The 17797-nt window shown below is 66.4% G+C and carries 20 protein-coding genes; 16 read left to right on the top strand and 4 right to left on the bottom strand.

Annotated elements, in window-relative coordinates; translation table 11 throughout:
* The 10 genes from AC56LR_RS19290 to bufB form a co-directional block, all read left to right on the top strand.
* On the top strand, positions 1–111 hold a 111-nt coding region (locus tag AC56LR_RS19290; protein ID WP_497132736.1), incomplete at its 5' end, for a transposase.
* 131 nt (positions 112–242) lie between these two features.
* Positions 243–1067, top strand: coding sequence for a metal-dependent hydrolase (locus AC56LR_RS19285; protein ID WP_497132734.1), 825 nt, complete (start codon positions 243–245; stop codon positions 1065–1067).
* A 73-nt stretch (positions 1068–1140) separates the two neighbouring features.
* Positions 1141–1326: a hypothetical protein gene (locus tag AC56LR_RS19280; protein WP_497132732.1), complete on the top strand. Its 186-nt coding sequence runs from the start codon at positions 1141–1143 to the stop codon at positions 1324–1326.
* Positions 1327–1333: 7 nt separating this feature from the next.
* On the top strand, positions 1334–1804 hold the full coding sequence (locus AC56LR_RS19275) for a hypothetical protein (RefSeq protein WP_497132730.1): 471 nt from the start codon (positions 1334–1336) through the stop codon (positions 1802–1804).
* A gap of 6 nt (positions 1805–1810) precedes the next feature.
* Positions 1811–3379, top strand: coding sequence for an ExeA family protein (locus AC56LR_RS19270; protein ID WP_497132728.1), 1569 nt, complete (start codon positions 1811–1813; stop codon positions 3377–3379).
* Positions 3380–3381: 2 nt separating this feature from the next.
* On the top strand, positions 3382–4077 hold the full coding sequence (locus AC56LR_RS19265) for a general secretion pathway protein GspB (protein WP_497132726.1): 696 nt from the start codon (positions 3382–3384) through the stop codon (positions 4075–4077).
* The gene (gene mobB / locus AC56LR_RS19260) at positions 4049–4642 is read left to right on the top strand and encodes a molybdopterin-guanine dinucleotide biosynthesis protein B (RefSeq protein ID WP_497132725.1); all 594 of its coding nucleotides are present in this window, start codon (positions 4049–4051) and stop codon (positions 4640–4642) included. The genes AC56LR_RS19265 and mobB overlap by 29 nt, the downstream gene beginning before the upstream one ends.
* 1 nt (position 4643) lies before the next feature.
* Positions 4644–4841 carry a YjfB family protein gene (locus AC56LR_RS19255; protein WP_497132724.1) on the top strand — a complete coding sequence of 66 codons (198 nt, stop codon included), beginning with the start codon at positions 4644–4646 and terminating at the stop codon, positions 4839–4841.
* An 86-nt stretch (positions 4842–4927) separates the two neighbouring features.
* On the top strand, positions 4928–5227 hold the full coding sequence (locus tag AC56LR_RS19250) for a BufA1 family periplasmic bufferin-type metallophore (protein WP_497132722.1): 300 nt from the start codon (positions 4928–4930) through the stop codon (positions 5225–5227).
* Between the two features lie 4 nt (positions 5228–5231).
* Positions 5232–6878: an MNIO family bufferin maturase gene (bufB, locus tag AC56LR_RS19245; RefSeq protein WP_497132720.1), complete on the top strand. Its 1647-nt coding sequence runs from the start codon at positions 5232–5234 to the stop codon at positions 6876–6878.
* 24 nt (positions 6879–6902) lie between these two features.
* Here bufB and AC56LR_RS19240 read toward each other — a convergent pair whose 3' ends face one another.
* The 3 genes from AC56LR_RS19240 to fumC form a co-directional block, all read right to left on the bottom strand.
* Positions 6903–7193 (bottom strand): DUF883 family protein, encoded by a 291-nt coding sequence (locus AC56LR_RS19240; RefSeq protein WP_497132718.1) that lies wholly within the window; start codon positions 7191–7193, stop codon positions 6903–6905.
* Between the two features lie 111 nt (positions 7194–7304).
* Entirely contained in the window at positions 7305–7517 is a 213-nt protein-coding gene (locus tag AC56LR_RS19235; RefSeq protein WP_489874004.1) for an RNA-binding S4 domain-containing protein, read from the bottom strand.
* A gap of 20 nt (positions 7518–7537) precedes the next feature.
* Positions 7538–8935: a class II fumarate hydratase gene (fumC, locus tag AC56LR_RS19230; RefSeq protein WP_497132717.1), complete on the bottom strand. Its 1398-nt coding sequence runs from the start codon at positions 8933–8935 to the stop codon at positions 7538–7540.
* Between the two features lie 89 nt (positions 8936–9024).
* On the opposite strand from fumC, the gene AC56LR_RS19225 reads away from it, so the two are divergent.
* Both AC56LR_RS19225 and AC56LR_RS19220 read left to right on the top strand, forming a co-directional pair.
* The gene (locus tag AC56LR_RS19225; protein ID WP_497132715.1) at positions 9025–10023 is read left to right on the top strand and encodes a type IV pilus assembly protein FimV; all 999 of its coding nucleotides are present in this window, start codon (positions 9025–9027) and stop codon (positions 10021–10023) included.
* Positions 10024–10341: 318 nt separating this feature from the next.
* The gene (locus AC56LR_RS19220; RefSeq protein ID WP_497132713.1) at positions 10342–11307 is read left to right on the top strand and encodes an HDOD domain-containing protein; all 966 of its coding nucleotides are present in this window, start codon (positions 10342–10344) and stop codon (positions 11305–11307) included.
* A gap of 167 nt (positions 11308–11474) precedes the next feature.
* Here the strand turns inward: AC56LR_RS19220 and AC56LR_RS19215 are convergent, their stop codons facing one another.
* Complete coding sequence (locus AC56LR_RS19215; protein ID WP_489874000.1) at positions 11475–11756, bottom strand: flagellar protein FliT; 282 nt, start codon at positions 11754–11756, stop codon at positions 11475–11477.
* Between the two features lie 327 nt (positions 11757–12083).
* Here AC56LR_RS19215 and AC56LR_RS19210 point away from each other — a divergent pair, with 327 nt between their 5' ends.
* From AC56LR_RS19210 to AC56LR_RS19195, 4 genes are all read left to right on the top strand, one after another.
* On the top strand, positions 12084–14723 hold the full coding sequence (locus tag AC56LR_RS19210) for a M1 family metallopeptidase (RefSeq protein ID WP_497132711.1): 2640 nt from the start codon (positions 12084–12086) through the stop codon (positions 14721–14723).
* 27 nt (positions 14724–14750) lie between these two features.
* On the top strand, positions 14751–16811 hold the full coding sequence (locus tag AC56LR_RS19205) for a M13 family metallopeptidase (RefSeq protein ID WP_497132709.1): 2061 nt from the start codon (positions 14751–14753) through the stop codon (positions 16809–16811).
* A gap of 97 nt (positions 16812–16908) precedes the next feature.
* Positions 16909–17526 carry a class I SAM-dependent methyltransferase gene (locus tag AC56LR_RS19200; RefSeq protein ID WP_497132707.1) on the top strand — a complete coding sequence of 206 codons (618 nt, stop codon included), beginning with the start codon at positions 16909–16911 and terminating at the stop codon, positions 17524–17526.
* A gap of 70 nt (positions 17527–17596) precedes the next feature.
* A complete protein-coding gene (locus tag AC56LR_RS19195; protein ID WP_497132706.1) occupies positions 17597–17773 on the top strand; it encodes a CsbD family protein in 177 nt (58 codons plus the stop codon).
* Positions 17774–17797 lie beyond the last annotated feature (24 nt).

Genomic DNA, 17797 nt, shown 5'->3' with positions numbered 1-17797 from the left:
CTCGAAGGCATCAATAACCGCATCAAAGTGATGAAGCGAATGGCCTACGGCTACCGGGATAGCGACTTCTTTTTCCTGAAGATCAAAGCCGCGTTTCCCGGAAATCCGTGATGAACCATTTTTAAGCACCCCGCATGATCGGGGAGGAACCTGCCCAAAAGGCCGGTTTTTCCCTGTGTGGACCGGTGTTTTGACTGCGGCAGTGGTGCTATAGTCGGCGCATCTTTCACCGGGAAGCCGCCATGTCATCACTCACCGTCCGCAAGCTCGACCTCGACCTGGGCAAGGGCTTCGGCCGCCGCTGGCTCGGTGGCGACGCCTACCGCAGCCAGTGGTTCAATGCGCTGTCGATGACCTTCCCGATCGGCGAGCAGATGTTCATCGACAGCCTGCGCGCCGTGCCCGAAGAGTGCATCGAGGATCCCGTGCTGCGCGCCGAGGTGAAGGACTTCGTCGGCCAGGAAGCCACCCACCGCCACGTGCACATCCAGTACAACGCCGAACTGGCGCGCCAGAACCTGGCCTTCGTCACCGAGAAGTGCATCCTGTGGCGGGTAAGGCGGGTCGCGCGCCTGGACGTGCGCAGCCAGGTCGCGGTCACCTGCGCCTTCGAGCACTACACCGCCATGCTGGCCGACGGCATCCTGCGCCACCCCGAATGGATCGCGGATGCCGAGCCGGCGCTGCGCCGCCTGTGGGAGTGGCATGCGGTCGAGGAACTCGAGCACAAGGGCGTGGCCTTCGATGTTTACCGCGCCGCGGGCGGCGGCTATTGGCGCCGGGTGCTGTGGTTCGTGCACGTGAGCCTGGTGTTCTGGTTCGATAACTTCATCCAGACCTTGCATAACCTGCACCGCGACGGTGCCCTGTGGCAACCGGGTACCTGGCTGAGCGCCGCGCGCATGTGGTTCGGGCGGCGCGGCCTGGCCTGGCACATGGCCGGGCCGGTGCTGCAGTATTTCTCGCCGACCTTCCACCCTTGGCGGCATGACAACCGGGCCCTCGTCAAAACGTGGCTCGACCGCAACAGCGACGCCTACCGCGCGATCCGCAGCAGCGCGCCGTGAGCGGTCCTGGCCCTGCCGGGTGGCAGGAGCGGGCCGGGCGATGTCATAATGGGGCCATGCAAGGAGAATTCCCGTGATCCGCTATATGGGCACCCGCACGAACGGCGAGGGGGCGGCCGTCTACGTCTTCATCGTCAATGGCATGCAGAAGAAAGTGCGCGAGCACGCGCTCAAGCAGCATCCTGGCTGCTTCGAAGCCCTGCCTGCGTCGGTCAAGGCCAGGATCGCGGCCAACCGCGCCTGGCTGTCCAGGCTCTGATTCCTTCATGGCCACCTGGCGCCGGGCGCTTGCCGGCTCAATCCTGCTCGCCTCTACCTGCGGGGCGGCGCAGGCCATGCCCTCGACCTTCGGGCCGGTCATCGGCAATGCGCTGCTGTGCCGCAGCCACCTCGACAACCGCTATTTCCACGACTATCTCACCACCGCCTTCGGCCCGGCCTACAAGCGCGAGGGCGGGGCCTGGTGGTTCAAGCTTGATGCCACGTTATGGGGCGCGGAGGTGAAGGAAGTCATGGTCAGCGACGACAGCAGCGCGCTGGTATTCATCGCGGCAATTACCGACGCCACCCCGGAAGAGCTGGAACAGGGCATCCGGGCTGCCCATGGCATCGTCCATAAGCCGCTTGACGCGACGCCGTTTCCCTTGCGCGTATCGAACCCGGGCAGCACGATCGCCTACATGAATGACAAAAGCAAAATATACTGCGCGAAGTTCAAATCGCCGCCGGTTCGCTAGCCACGCATGTACAACCACTATTTCCAGCTGAAGGGCGCGCCGTTTTCGATAGCGCCGGACCCGCGCTACCTGTTCATGAGCGAGCGCCATCGCGAGGCGCTGGCCCACCTGCTCTATGGAGTCGGCAGCGGCGGCGGCTTCGTGCTGCTGACCGGCGAAATCGGCGCCGGCAAGACCACGGTGTGCCGCTCCTTCATCGAGCAGATCCCCGAGAACTGCCATCTAGCCTATATCTTCAACCCGCGCCTGAGCGTCGAGGAATTGCTGCTGAGCGTGTGCGACGAGTTCCGCATCGAGCTGCCCCCCGCCGGCACGCCGATGGGCGTGGCGACGCCCGGCCTCAAGGGCTATGTCGATGCCATCAACCGCTACCTGCTCGACTCCCATGCCCAGGGCCTGAACAACGTGCTGGTGATCGACGAGGCCCAGAATTTGTCGGCCGAGGTGCTGGAACAACTGCGCCTGCTGACCAACCTGGAAACCAGCGAGCGCAAGCTGCTGCAGATCATCCTGATCGGCCAGCCGGAACTGCGCACCATGCTGGCCCGGCCCGAGCTCGAACAGCTGGCCCAGCGCGTGATCGCGCGCTACCACCTGGGGCCCTTGTCGATGCCGGAGACGGGCGCCTATGTCGCCCACCGGCTGGCGGTGGCGGGGGCCGTCGGCCAGCCGTTTCCGCCCGCGCTCACGCCCGCCATCCACGCGCTGACCCACGGGGTGCCGCGCCGTATCAACCTGCTGTGCGACCGCGCGCTGCTCGGCGCCTATGTCGAGAACAGCCCGCAGGTGACACGCCCCATCCTGGACAAGGCAGCGAGCGAAGTGTTTGCCGGCGAACCCGGCCCGCGCCGCCTGCGCCTGCCGCTGGTCGTGGGCGGGGTGCTGGCGGCGGTAGCGATCAGCGCCGCCGCGTGGCAGGCCATGCCGGCGCGCGAGGCGGCGCCCGTCGTCGCGGCGCAGCCGACAAGGCCGGCGGGTGCGGCCGTGCCGCCGGTGCAGGCCATCGAGGCCGACGCGCTGCGCGAGCTGGCGGCGCTGTGGGGCCAGCCGCTGGCGGCCGGCAATCCTTGCGAGGCCGCGCTGCGCCAGAACCTGCGCTGCCACGAGGGCCGCGGCGGGCTGTACGAACTGCGTCTGCTCGACCGCCCGGCGGTGGTCACCCTGCACGACGGCCCGCGTACGGGCTACGCCGTGCTGTCGGCAATGGACGCGCATGGCGTGACCCTGAGCGCCGGTGCGCGCCGCGAACGCATCGACCTGGCCACCTTCGTCGCCCGTTTCGGCGGCGAGTTCACGACCTTCTGGCGCATGCCGCGCGGTTTTCGCGAGCAGGTGTCCGAAGGAGACCATGGTCCCGACGCCGACTGGCTGGCCGCGCGCCTGGCGCAGCTGAACCGGGCCCCGGCCCCGCAGGCCGGGCGCGCGCTGGACGCCAATGCACGCGAAGGGCTGCGGCGCTTCCAGGCCGCGCAAAACCTGAAGGCGGACGGCGTGGCCGGCCCGCGCACCTACATGCGCCTGAACCAGCTCACCGGCGTGCCCGAGCCGCGCCTGCTGGCCCGCACCGGAAACTAGTCATGTCCTATATCCTCGAAGCCCTCAAGAAGGCACAGGCGGAGCGCCAGCTCGGCAACGCCCCGACCATCCACGCGCCCAGCCCTTCGTATGCGCCACCCGCATCGAACGGCAACCGCAAGCCGCTGCTGATCGGGCTGGGCGCCGGCGCGCTGGTCGTGGCGGCGGGGGCGGTTTTCCTGCTGCGCCAGCCGCCGCCGGCCGCGCCGGTGCAGGTGGCCGGCGCGCCGGCGCCCGCACTGGTCGTGCCGGCTCAGGTGCCGGCTCCGGTTCCGGCTCCCGTTCCCGTGCCGGCCGAACCGGTTGAGCAGCCCGCGCCTGCCAGACCGAAGCAAGCGCCGGCCCGCATCAAACCTGAACCAGTTGCCCCGGCCGTCGAGCCGGAGCCGCGCCGCGCGGAAACCGTCGAGCCGGTGTTTGAGGCCCCGCGCGCAGCCGTGCTGCCCGCGGCCCCGCCGAGCGCCGACGACAGCGTCGGACCGGTGCAGTCGCTGCCCGAAGCGCTGCAGCGCGAGCTGCCGAAACTGGCCTTCGGCGGCTATATCTATTCGCCCAATCCGGCCGAGCGCCTGCTCCTGGTCGACAAGATGCTGCGCCGCGAAGGCGAAGAAGTCGCGCCCGGGCTGGTGCTCGAACGCCTGCTGCCGAAGGCGGCCATCATGAATTTCCGTGGCTATCGCTACCGTGTCGCCTACTGAAGTCCGGGGCCCGGTGCTGGGCGTGGTCGGCTGGTCGGGCAGCGGCAAGACCTCGCTGCTGGAACACCTGGTGGGCCGGCTCGCGGGCCAGGGCCTGCGCGTGAACATCGTCAAGCACAGCCACCACGACATCGAGCTCGAGCCGCCGCGCAAGGACAGCGCGCGCCTGCGCATGGCCGGCGCGGCCGAGGTGATGATCGCGTCTCCCTATCGCGTGGCCATCCTGCGCGAGCTGCGCGGCGAGGCCGAGCCCACGCTGGCCGAGCACCTGGCGAGGCTGGCGCCAGGCGACCTGACCCTGGTGGAGGGCTATAAATGGGAACGCTTTCCCAAGCTCGAGGTGTACCGCCCGCTGCTGGGCAAGGCGGCGCTCTACCCGACTGATCCCGACATCGTCGCGGTGGTGTCGGACGCGGCGCGTCCCGAGGGGCTGGAAGGGCGGGCCTGGCTGGACTTGAATGATCCAGATCAAGTGCTGGAGTGGCTGGCCGGCTGGATGCGCGATTGCCCTAAAGTTCCGGTTGGGACCGCCGATAACGGTGGATACGCCTCAATGGGAGATTGATATGGATGTGTCGAGCATTGCCAAGCTGTCCACCAGCATCGCCGAAACCGGCACCCGTCAGGAAGTGAGCCTGGCCGTCTTCAAGAAGGCGCAGCAGATCGAGGCGGCGACCGCCACCCAGCTGCTCGAGGCGCTGCCCGCGGTGCAGTCGGCGAAGTTGCCGTCGCATTTGGGGAACAAGATCGATACGACGGCTTGAGCGGACGCGAGCTCACAACCTCCGCCTTGCATCTTTCCCCCACCTGATAAATACTGTCGGCTTCCAACCAGCACTGGAGCATTCGCATGACCCACCGCCACGCCCTGATCGCCGCCGCCCTTGCCAGCGTGTGCGCCACCCAAGCCGCCGCGCAGGACATGGCGCCGAAAGCTGACCAGGAAGCCTGCTACGGCGTCGCCAAGGCCGGCCAGAACGATTGCGGCACCTCCACCCACGGCTGCTCGGCTGCCGCCAGGACCGACAACGACCCGAACGAGTGGAAGTACGTTGCCAAGGGAAGCTGCACCAAGCTCGGCGGTTCGCTCGAGGCGGGCCGGGTCGCGCAAGACAAGGCCGCGCCAGCCAAAGCCGAACCGAAGAATTAATCCCATGCGCGCCCCGGACGCGGCTGTGAAGGCCGGCGTGGGGCTGCGCACGCCGCATTGCCGCGCCTTCCTCGACGGGCGCCCGGCGGTCGGCTTCATCGAAGTCCACAGCGAAAACTACCTGGCCCGCGCCGGCTGGGACTGGCACGTCCTCAAGGAACTGCGCCAGGATTACCCGATCAGCCTGCATGGCGTCGGGCTCGGCCTCGGCTCGGCGCGCGGCTTTTCCCTCGCCCACCTGGAACGCGTGCGCGCACTGGTCGAGGCCGTCGATCCTTTCCTCGTTTCCGAACACCTGAGCTGGGGCGCGCTGGCCGACCGCCAGCTCAACGACCTGCTGCCCGTCACGCTCGACCATGCCGCGCTGGCCCTGGTGAGCGAGCGCATCAATCGGGTGCAGGATGCGATCAAGCGCCGGCTGCTGGTCGAAAACGTCTCGACCTATGTGCGCTTTCGCGCCGATGCGATGAGCGAAGCGGCATTCCTGGCCGAGCTGGCGCGCCGCACCGGCTGCGCCATCCTGCTGGATGTGAACAATCTCTACGTCAACCAGCACAACCATGGCGAAGACGCGCTGGCCGCCATCGCCGCGCTCCCAAGGGGGAGTGTCGGCGAAATCCACCTGGCCGGCCACCTGGAAACGCCGCTGGCGCTGGTCGACCACCATGGCGCGGCGGTCAGCGACGCCGTCTGGGAACTGTACCGCGCCGCCTTGCAGCGCTTCGGCCGCGTGCCGACCCTGGTCGAGTGGGATGCCGATATCCCGCCGCTCGAGGTCCTCCTGGGCGAGGCTGCGCAGGCCGACCGGATTGCAGGCAACTACCCGCTGGCGGTCTTGACACCCTTCCAGCCGCGGGAGGCAGGCCAGGCCGGCACGGCGGACGAGGCGCTTGCCGGCGTCCAGCAGCAGTTCGGCAACGCGCTGTTCGACCACCGGCAGGAAGCCAGCCTTGCGCCGTTCCTGATCGAGGGTGGAGCAGGGCGCCTGGCGCTCTACCGCGGCAACCTGGGCGCCGGCTGGGAGCGCGCGCTGGCGGATGCCTACCCGGTTGTGCGCCAGCTCGTCGGCGAGGAATTTTTCGGGGGCCTCGCGCGCGCCTACGGCAAGGCCGTTCCTTCGCTCGATCCGGACCTGGCAGGCTTCGGCCACAGGTTCGCGGATTTCCTTGAAGGTTTTGCCCCGGCCGCGTCCTTGCCCTACATGCCGGACATGGCGCGCCTGGAATGGGCCGTCCACCGCGCCTACCTGGCGCCGGACGTGGAACCGCCCGGGATCGATGCGCTAGCCCGGCTCGCGCCGGAAGCGCTCGAGGCGGCCCGCTTCATCCTGCATCCGTCCGTGGCGCTGCTGCGCAGCCCCTGGGCGACCGCTGCGCTCTGGCAGGCGCACCAGCCGGATGGGCCGGCCCTGCCATCGAGCGTGCATGCGCCATCGGTGGCGCTGGTCGTGCGGCCGCGCTGGAAGGTGGACGTGGTGGAATTGTGCGTGCCGGAAGCTGCCGCCCTGGAGCGGCTGGCGGCGGGCGCCAGCTTCGGCGCGGCGATCGACGCCATGCTGGCATGCGGGGAGGGCAGCGGCGCAGCGGATATCGGCGCCATGCTGCAAGCCTGGTTCAGGCGCGGCGTGGTGGCCGCCATCGTCCTGGACTGAGGACGGCTTGCCGGAAGATAAAGCTTAGTGGAAAGCGCGCAGGATGCGCTGCTCGCCGGAATAGTCCTGGTAGCGCTCGTTGGCGGCGCGGGTGGCGGCCATCATGCGCTCGAGCTGGGCGTCTTCGAAACGCGCCAGTTCTTCGTTCGCCGCTTCCAGGGCCAGCGCCAGCTTGGCGCGCGCAGTCTGGTAGAGCACGCTCGTGTAGTGATCGGTGTTCTTGAGCAATTCTTCCGCGTTTTCGATCACCAGACGCAAGTCTCCGATGAGCTGATCCTGCGACTGCGACTGCGCGCAGCGGTTCGGGGTTTCCATCGCTTCACCTTTAGCCGTTGATATTTGTCGATACCTGATGGCTAAAATATAAACAAGGAAGCCCCGTTCTGTTTGTTAGCGCGCAAACATAAGCCCGCCATTCATGCGCAGTTATTGAACGCGGATCTGTACGTCGCCCAGGGTCACGGTCTGGCCGGCGCGGATCTTGGCGGTCTTGCGCAACTCTTTCTTGCCGTCGACCTTCACGCCGCCGCCGGCAACCAGGTGCTTGCCGGCGCCGCCGCTGTCGACCAGGCCGACCAGCTTGAGCAGTTGGTTGACCTCGACGAATTCCTCGGTCAAATCGAACACTATTTTTTGCATACTTTCCTCAGGGTGGGGGCTTATTCGACCGCATCCGGCCGGGTCATGTCGATCGGCACGATCCAATGGTCGAATTGCTGCTCGTCCACAAAACCAGACTGCAAGGCGGCCTGGCGCAGGGTCAGGCCCTCGTGGGACGCGGTCTTGGCGATTTGCGCGGCGCGATCATACCCGATGTGCGGCGCCAGTGCGGTCACCAGCATCAGCGATTTTTCCATCAGCTCGCCGATGCGCGCGTGATTCGGCTCGATGCCCTGGGCGCAATGGGTGTCGAAGGAACGCATGCCGTCGGCCAGCATGCGCGCGCTCTGCAGGAAGTTGTGCGCGATCATCGGCTTGAACACATTCAGCTCGAAATTGCCCTGCGAGCCGCCGACCGTGATCGCCACGTCGTTGCCGAATACCTGGCAGCACAGCATGGTCAGCGCCTCGCACTGGGTCGGATTGACCTTGCCCGGCATGATCGAGCTGCCCGGCTCATTCTCGGGAATCGTGATTTCACCCAGGCCCGAGCGCGGCCCCGAAGCCATCCAGCGCACGTCGTTGGCGATTTTCATCAGGGCCGTGGCCAGGGTTTTCAGGGCGCCGTGGCTCGACACCAGCGCGTCGTGCCCGGCCAGCGCCATGAACTTGTTCGGCGCGGTCTTGAACGACAGCCCCGTGAGCGAAGCCAGCTCGGCGGCGATGCGCGGGGCGAAGTCCGGATGGGCGTTCAGGCCGGTGCCCACCGCCGTGCCGCCGGCAGCCAGCGACAGCAGGCCGGGGAGGGTGGAGCGGATCGCGCTTTCGGCGAACTCGAGCTGGGCGACATAACCGGAAAATTCCTGGCCCAGCGTCAGGGGCGTGGCGTCTTGCAGGTGGGTGCGGCCGATCTTGACGATGTCCTCGAAGTCGCGCGACTTGCGCAGCAGGGTCGAGCGCAGCTGCAACAATGCCGGCAACAGGTTTTTCGCCACCGCCAGCGCCGCCGCCACGTGCATGGCGGTGGGGAAGATGTCGTTCGACGATTGCCCCATGTTGACGTGGTCGTTCGGGTGCAGCAGGCGCTTCTCGCCGCGCTCGCCGCCAATGAGCTCGGAGCCGCGGTTGGCCAGCACCTCGTTCATGTTCATGTTGCTCTGGGTGCCGGAGCCGGTCTGCCAGACGGCCAGCGGGAATTCCTCGGGGTGCCGGCCGGCCAGGACTTCGTCGGCGGCGCGAATGATGGCGTCGGCCTTGTCGGCGGGGAGCTTGCCCAGCGAGCGGTTGACGGCGGCGGCGGCGCGCTTGACCTGGGCCAGGGCGGCGACCAGTTCCGGCGCCATGCGTTCGGTCGAGATGTGGAAATGGTGCAGGGAGCGCTGGGTCTGGGCGCCCCAGAGGCGATCCGCGGGAACCTCGATCGGGCCGAAACTGTCCTTTTCAATCCTGTTGTTCATGGGCATGTCCTGTCGAATGCAAGGCTGGGATTAAAGAGTTTATCGCAATGTCCGTTAATGACGAACAGGCTTCATTCTTGCATCGACTTATGGCGCTTCGCCTTCCCTTGTTATTGTTATTCAGTTGCGCGCTGCTGGCCGGCGCCGTCCAGGCTGCCGAGCTCGGTGAGCCGCGCGTGAGCTCCTACATCAGGCAGCCGCTGGTGGCCGACATCGAGCTCACCATGCTGGAAGACGCCGCCACGCCGGTGCAGGTGCGCCTGGCCAGCCCGAACGTCTACCACGGCGCGAATATCTCGATGCCGCCGGTGCTGTCGAGCCTGACCTTCTCCGTCATGCGGCGCGACGGCCGGCAATTCCTGCACGTCACCTCCCTGAAGCCGGTCGACGAGGCCCACCTGCACCTCTACCTGGAACTCGGCGACGGCGCGCAGCGCGGCGTGCGGCTGGCTACCTTGTGGCTGACGCCGGATCCGCATCCGGCGCCGCCACCGATCCCGGTGGCGGCGGTCGTGCCTGTCGTGGTGAAGCCAGCCCCCGCCAGGATCGCGGTTGCGGAGCCGGTGCAGGTCGACAAGCCGGCTCCTGTCCCAAGGCGTCCCAAGCCGGTTCCTATTACTGCGCCGCCCAAGCCGGAGCCGGCTCCTTCGCCTGCGCCGGCCGCCTGCGCGCCGCAAGTGCAGCCCGAGCAGCACGCCTGCGTGGCCCTGGGCGCGAAGAACGCGCAACTGCACGAGCAGCTCGGCCAGCTCGAGGGCAAGGTCAAGCAGCTGCAGGTGGCGATGGGGACGGCGCCGGCTGCCAGGCCCTATAAACTGAAGAAGAAAAAGCTGGAACCGCCGCCGGAGGCCGGGTTCCCCTGGCTGCAGGTGGGCGCCGGCATTGCCGGCCTGCTGGCGCTGCTGGCGGGCGTGCTGGTGCTGATGCGCCGCAAGCGGGCGGCCAGGCGCAAGGCAGCCCCGCGCCACGTCGAGCCGACCGTCACCCTGGGGACGCGCCTGAAGGCGCGCCTGGGCACACTGGGCAAGTCCGCGAAAGCGCATGTACCAGCTGAAACAGTTGCACAAGAGTCGTCTACACAAGTTTGATTTTTGCGTTATACTAAAAATGTGGTCGTTTAGATCACAAACGGCACAGAGGCCTGGCGCAGCCACCACCGATAGCGTGGCGCGGAAACCAGGTAACGTTGAAGAAACGCCTGTGTCCGGAAGCAGTTCGTGAGCCAGCTTAGGCAGCGGACGCCGGATGCAACCGGCAAGAGGCGACGCCAGGAGATACCTGGTGTTCGCTCTCCCGAATTCCTTGCCTGGGCGCCCGCCCGGGCATGAACGAAGCGCCTGCGGGCGCTTTTCTCATTTCCGGCTTCTGAAGGCGCTACAATCTGGGCACAGGAACAGCCGCATACTATGAAAAACTGGATCAATCGTCTGATGGGCAGCGCCGACAGCCAGGTGGCCGCCGCCGCGCAGCTCGACGCCGGCGCCCCGGATGCGCCATCTGGCGCCGCCCAGGCCGACGAACTGTATTACCGCTGGCTGCTGGGCCCGGCCGGGTTCGACGCGCCCGCGGAGACCGAGCAACTGATCCTGGAGCAAGTCCGTAGTGTGGCGCAGAATCCGGCCGTGGCCGCCGAACTGGTGCCGCGCGTTCCCGAGCTGATCCCCAAGCTGCTGCGCAGCCTGCGCGACGAGAGCGTGACCACCGGCGAGCTGTCGCGCCAGGTGGCCGAAGACGTGGTGCTGGTGGCCGACGTGCTGCGCGAGGCGAACAGCGCCTATTACCGGCCGATCACTCCCATCAAGACGCTGGACGCGGCCATCATGCTGCTGGGCCAGAACGGCCTGCGCATGCTGCTGGCCCGGGTCGCTTTCCGTCCGGTGATCCGCATGCAGGAGGCCGGCTTCGCCCGGCGTGCGGCGCCGCTGGTCTGGAACCATTCCGAGAAGTGCGCGGTCGCGGCCAGCCTGATGGCGCCGGGGCTGACGGCGGACATTTTCGAATCCTGCCTGGCCGGGCTGATGCAGGACGTCGGCTTGATCGTGGCGTTCCGCCTGGCCGACCGGGTCTGCCAGAACGGCAAGGCGCCGAAATCGGCGGCCTTCGGCGCGGAACTGCTGGCGCGCAGCCGGGCCTTGTCGGCGGTGATCGCCACGCACTGGGACTTTCCGAACGACGTGGCCGACGCGATCGCGCTGGCGGGCGATCCGGGCGGATCGAGCCTGGCGCAGGCGGTGGCGCAGGGTGACCATATTGCCAAACTGCGGATCCTGATCGATGCGGGGATGCTGTCGGAGGACGATGCGCTGGTGGCGGAGGGGCTCAACAGCTTCCAGCGCAGGTGTCTGGGGAAGCTGAGTAATCTGGAAGAGTAGGGTGGGCGGGTCTTCCCGCCCGCGCGTTCAACCAGTGCGTGAGTCCCAACATCGTCCGACGAAGCGAAGGAAGTTTGAACGCGCGGGCGGCGTAGCCGCCCACCCTACGGAACCTTCAGCCAACAAAAAAGGCACCCGCAGGTGCCTTCATCCAGATCCGTACCAAATCAATGCGCGCACATCGCGCGGTCCAGCTGTCCCATCCACGGCTCGGTCACGTCGCGGATCGCGCGGTCGTTGGCCATCAGCTGCTTGATCAAATCGATCTTGCGCTGGCGCTTGGCGCCGTCCAGGGCCGGCACGCCGCAGATCGCGGCGCCTGCCGCCACGCTGGCCTGCACGTTCAGCTTGTCGAAAGCGGTCCATTCGCCTGCCTGTGCCGCGTGCTTCATCTGGCCGGTGAGGCCAGCGAGGTTTTCGTACATCGAGAGAACGTCGTTCGATTTCATGTCAGCACCGAGGCAAGGTTCGCCGGCTGGATTACCGGCTATCTAAGCCATTTACGGATGCGCTTTCGGGAACTTTAGGGTTTCGACGAAAAATAATTGAAATATTTTTCGCCAGTCATGAATGTTGTCAGTCATGCATGGTCAAGCGATCCTGCATGGGCCAGAATGCCGGTCGCCATTCCCCGTATTCAGCAGTTTGGCCGCGTTTTTTGCAGTCTGTCGCATTCCAGGCGCAGGCGGCAGCCGGCTTGCTTACCCTGCATCCTGGGTCGTTGCGCCACGGCGCGCGACCGACATCAAATAAAAACAGATTCGAGAGAGAACTCTATGAGAGACATGCTAGTGGCGCGCACCGCCGCAGCAGCCGCGTTCGCGCTGACTGCGGCCACGGCCCAGGCCGAGGCGCCGTTTTCGTTCGCGGCCACGCCCGGCAAGCTGCCGAAGGACGTGATTCCGCTGCAATATGCCGCCCATATCATGCCTGACGTCGCGGGCAACAGCTTCCGCGGGTCGCAAACGGTGGAAATCGAAGTCTTGAACGCGACCTCGACCATCATGCTCAACGCCGACCACCTGGAGATCGAGGCGGCCAGCCTGTCCGGCAAGGGCGTCGGCAAACTCGCGCTCACTCCCATCCTGGACAAGGCGCAGCAGACCCTGCGTTTCGACCTGCCCAAGCTGCTCCCGCCGGGTAGATACGAACTGGCCATGCGCTTCCGCGGCCAGATCAACCGTGAGGGACGCGGGCTGTTCTATGTCAATTACAAGGCGGGCGGGGCGGACAAGAAGCTGATCGCCACCACCATGGCCCCGAGCGACGCGCGCCGCATGCTGCCGACCTGGGACGAGCCGGCCTTCCGCGCCCGCTTCAAACTGACGGTCGACGTACCGGGCCATTTCAAGGCCTATTCCAACACCCCGATCGAGAAGCAGGAAAAGCTTCTTGGGGGCATGCAGCGCATTTCCTTCGGCAATACCCCGAAGATGCCGAGCTACCTGGTGGTGCTGGTGGCGGGCGAGCTGGAGCGTCTGGCCGGCAAGCAGGACGGCGTCGACATCGGCATCGTCACGACCGAGGGTAAGCTCGGCTCGGCCGTCTTCCCGCTGGCCGCCACGCGCGACTTGCTGCACTACTTCAATAATTACTTCGGCATCCCGTACCCGCTGCCGAAACTCGACCAGATCGCGATTCCGGGCGGTTTCAATGGCGCGATGGAAAACTGGGGTGCCGTGGTCTATAACGAGCCGACCCTGCTGTACGACCCGAAGAAGTCCCCGGAGCGGGTCAAGAAATTCACCTTCAACATCAATGCCCACGAAGTCGCCCACCAGTGGTTCGGCAACCTGGTGACCATGGCCTGGTGGGACAACCTGTGGCTCAACGAAGGCTTCGCCTCCTGGATGGCGTCCAAGGCAACCCAGCACTTCCACCCGGAATGGCGTCCCTACCTGGACGGCGTGGCCGAGCGCGAATACGTGATGAACCTGGACGCGCGCAAGACCACCCACCCGATCCAGGCCCGGATCGACAACGAGGAGCAGGCCGCGGCCGCGTTCGACGCCATCACCTACGAAAAGGGCGAGGCCTTCCTGCGCATGCTCGAGGCCTACCTGGGCGAAGAACCCTTCCGCAAGGGCATGCGCGCCTATATGGCCAGGCACCAGTATTCGAATACGACGTCCGCCGACCTGTGGGCGGCGCTGGAAAAGGCGTCCGGCAAGCCGGTGGCAAAACTGGCCTCGGACTGGACCACGCAGCCGGGCTTCCCCTTGATCAAGGTGGAGCAGGTGTGCGAGGACGGCAAGCGCAAGGTCACGCTGTCGCAGGAACAATACCGCCTGGACGAGCCGCCCGTCGAGAAACGCTTGTGGAACGTGCCGCTTCAGGTCGGCACCGTCAACGGCAAGGCCTGGTACACGCTGCTATCAGGCGCCAGCACGACGCTGGTCCAGGCCAGTTGCGAGGGCGCGCTGGTGGTGGACCCGCACAGCGTCGGTTACTTCCGCCTGCATTACGACCCGGCGAGTTTCCGTGCGCTGGCCGAGCAGGCGCCGCGCCTGCCCGACAGCACGCGCCTGCGCCTGCTGGCCGATACCTGGAGCCTGGCCTCGAACGGCCGCATGGGCCTGGACGGCTACCTGAACCTGGTGCGGCGCTATGGCGACGAGCCGCGCCTGGCCGTGTGGGAAGCCATCCTGTCGCACCTGCGCACGCTCGACTCGCTCGCACGCGGCGAGCCGGAGCGGGCGCTGATCCGGCGCTTCTTCATCGACCTGGCGCGCCCGAAGTTCGACGGGCTCGGCTGGGACGAAAAGCCGGGCGAAACCGCGGAGGACGCCCAGCTGCGCGGCATGCTCGCGACCTCGCTGGCGCGCGCCGGCGACCCGGTGGCGATCGAGCAGGGCCGCGCCCGCTTTGCGCGGCTCCTGCAAGATCCGGCCGCGGTGCCGCCCTCGATGATCGATTTCGTCACCGCCACCGCCGGCCGCTATGCCGACGCCGCCACCTACGACATCCTGGCCAGCCGCGCCGCCAACGCCGCCACCAGCGAAGAGCGCAACCGCTACGGCCGCGCACTTGCCGGCGCGCAAGATCCGGCGCTGGCCGCCCGTACCCTGCAATGGCTGCTGTCGCCGCAAACCCCGCCGGATCTGGTGCCGTATATCGTGGGCGGGATCGCCAGCGAGCATCCGGACCAGACCTGGAATTTCGCTATTGCCCATCGTGACGCGCTGCTGAACAATATGGAAGCCCTGGGCCGCAACGCCCTGTTCGCCAGCATCGTGTCCTCGTCGAGCAATCCGGCCCATGCCGAGATGATGGAAGCCTATATGCGCAAGAACTTCGGCCCCGATGCCGTGGTCGAAGCCGAGCGCGTCGGCAATGGCGTGCGCGTGCGCGCGGCCCAGAAGGCGCGCCTGCTGCCGCAGGTACGCGCCGCCTTACAATACCTGCACCACAACTAAGCCACCATTATTCATTGAAGGGAAGCTATGAAGACCAGCTGGACTCCGATCAAGACTGCAATCACCCTCGCCATGTGCGGCGCCGCCTTCGCATTTGCCCCGGCCCAGGCCGCCGGGCAGGCCGCCACGCCGGCGGCCCAGACGGCCAGGCCGGCCGCCGCCGTCATGCTGCCGGGCGACGATTTCTACGCCTGGGCCAATGGCGAGTGGATGGCCAGGACCGAGATCCCGGCCGACCGCGGCTCCTGGGGCGCGATGACCGCGCTGGCCGACGAAAGCAATGGCCGCATCGTCAAGCTGATCGAAGGAGCGGGAGCCGGCAAGTCGGCCGGCGCCGAAGCGCGCAAGGTGGCCGATTTCTACACCGCCTACATGAATGAAAGCGCGATCGAGGCCGCCGGCCTGGCTTCGCTCAAGCCGCGCCTGGCGAAGATCGACGCGATCAAGGACCGCGCCGGCCTGGCGCGGGTGCTGGGCGAATTCCTGCGTGCCGACGTCGACCCGCTCAACGCCACCAATTTCTCCACCCCGAACCTGTTCGGCGTGTGGATCAACCAGGGGCTGACCGACCCGTCGCGCAATCTGCCTTACTTCCTGCAGGGCGGCATCGGCCTGCCGGACCGCGCCTATTACCTCGACGCCAGCCCGAAGATGGCCGAGCTGCGCACCAAATACCAGCAATACATCGTGGCCATGCTCAAGCTGGCCGGCATGGACAATGCCGAGCAGCGCGCCGCCAAAATCTTCGCGCTCGAGTCCGAGCTGGCCGAAAGCCACGCCACCCGCGAAGAATCAAGCGACATCCAGAAAGCCAACAACCCCTGGACGATGAAAGACTTCGCCGCCAAGGCCCCGGGCATGGACTGGAACGCCTTCATGAAGGGTGCGCGCCTGAGCGGCCAGGACCGCTTCATCGCCTACCATCCGGGCGCGCTCAAGGGCGCGGCCGAGCAGGTGGCGGCCACCGACCTGGCCACCTGGAAGGATTACCTGGCCTTCCACAGCCTGAACCAGTACGCCGGCACGCTGCCGAAGGCCTATGCCGACCTGCGCTTCGAGTTCTACGGCAAGGGCCTGACCGGTTCGCCGCAGCAGTCGCCGCGCTGGAAGCGGGCCCTGGCGGCCACCAATGGCGCGATGGAAGAAGCCGTCGGCAAGATGTATGTCGCCAAATACTTCCCGGCCGAGAACAAGGCGCACATCCAGAAGATGGTCGCCAACATCAAGGACGCCTTTACCCGCCGCATCGACAAGCTCGACTGGATGGCGCCGTCGACCCGCGCCCAGGCCAAGGAAAAAGTGCGCACGATGTATGTCGGTGTGGGCTATCCGGATACCTGGAAATCGTATGGCGGCCTGCAGGTATCGAACAAGGATGCGCTGGGCAACGTGATGCGCGCCCAGGAATTCCATTACACCCAGCAGCTCGCGAAGCTCAGGCAAAAGCCGAGCAAGACCGAGTGGGCCATGCCGCCGCAGCTGGTCAATGCCGTCAACCTGCCGCTGCAGAACGCGCTGAACTTCCCGGCCGCGATCCTGCAGGCGCCGTTCTATGACCCGAAGGCATCCGACGCGCAGAACTACGGCGCGCTCGGTTCGGTGATCGGCCACGAGATCAGCCACAGCTTCGACGATATGGGCGCCCAGTTCGATGCCCAGGGCCGCCTGCGCGACTGGTGGACCAAGGAAGACCTGGCGCATTTCAAGACCGCATCGCAGAAGCTGGTGCAGCAGTACAACGGCTACAAGCCTTTCGACGACCTGGCCGTGAATGGCCAGCTGACGCTGAGCGAGAATTTGTCCGACCTGGCCGGCCTGGCAGCGGCCTATGACGCGTTCAAGGTCTCGCCGAGCGGCAAGGGTACCGGCGTGGAAGCCGACCGCGAATTCTTCACCGGCTTCGCGCACGCCTGGCGCAGCAAGATGCGCGAAGCATCGATGCGCCGCGTGGTGCTGACCGACGGCCACGCGCCCGGCCAGTACCGCACCTACACCGTGCGCAACCTGGATGCCTGGTACAAGGCCTTCGATGTGAAGCCGGGGCAGGCGCTGTATCTGGCGCCGGAGCAGCGGGTGCGCGTCTGGTAAAGGCGTAGCGCGGGGATGGGCGCTTGTCGTGCCGCCCATCCTTGCAGCACTTGTTGGAGATTACGCCGATAATGGCTCATTCCTTATCGGCGCCGCCATGACCCCCGACGACATCTCCCACCGCACGCTGGACCACTACAACCGCAACGCCGACGCCTTCTTCGCCGGCACGATCGACCACGACGTGCGCCAGAACATCGAGGCGTTGCTGAACGCGATCGAGGCCCCCGCGCCGTTCACGATCCTCGACCTCGGCTGCGGCCCGGGGCGCGACCTCAAGACGTTTACCGAACTCGGCCACAAGGCCATCGGCCTGGACGGCAGCGAACGTTTCGCCGCCATGGCCCGCGCCTATAGCGGCTGCGAGGTCTGGTGCCAGGACTTCCTGCACCTCGACCTGCCGCCAGCCATGTTCGACGGGGTCTATGCCAACGCTTCCCTGTTCCACGTTCCGAGCGCCGAGCTGCCCGGCGTGCTCGCGCACCTCAACACTGCGCTGAAACCTGGCGGCGTCCTGTTCAGCTCGAACCCGCGCGGCGACAACCGGGAAGGCTGGAACGGGCCGCGCTACGGCAGTTACCACGATTACGCAAGCTGGGAAGCCTACCTGGTCGCGGCAGGGTTTGTTCCCTTGCACCATTACTACCGTCCGCCAGGCTTGCCGCGCGAGCAGCAGCCCTGGCTGGCCAGCGTCTGGCGCAAACCGGTAGGTTAAATGGCGCACAGAACCCCTCGACGTTCGGGCCTAAGGTGGGGCTCCGTTTCACGAACCAGAGGTGACTGCAATGAACAAGGACCAGGTAAAAGGCAAGGCCAAGGACATCGGCGGCAAGATCCAGGAAAAGGTCGGTGAAGTCACCGGCAACCGCCAGCAGCAGCGTGAAGGCGTGTCCAACCAGGCTGAAGGCAAGGTGCAGGAAAAGGTCGGCGATGTGAAAGACATCGTCAAGGGCAACAGGTAAGTTCCTCCCTCCCCAAAAAGCCGC

The organism is Telluria sp. ZT3P39 (genome assembly GCF_059685935.1).
The sequence above is the reverse complement of the archived record's forward strand: the minus strand, read 5'-3'. Positions and strand labels throughout refer to the sequence as shown.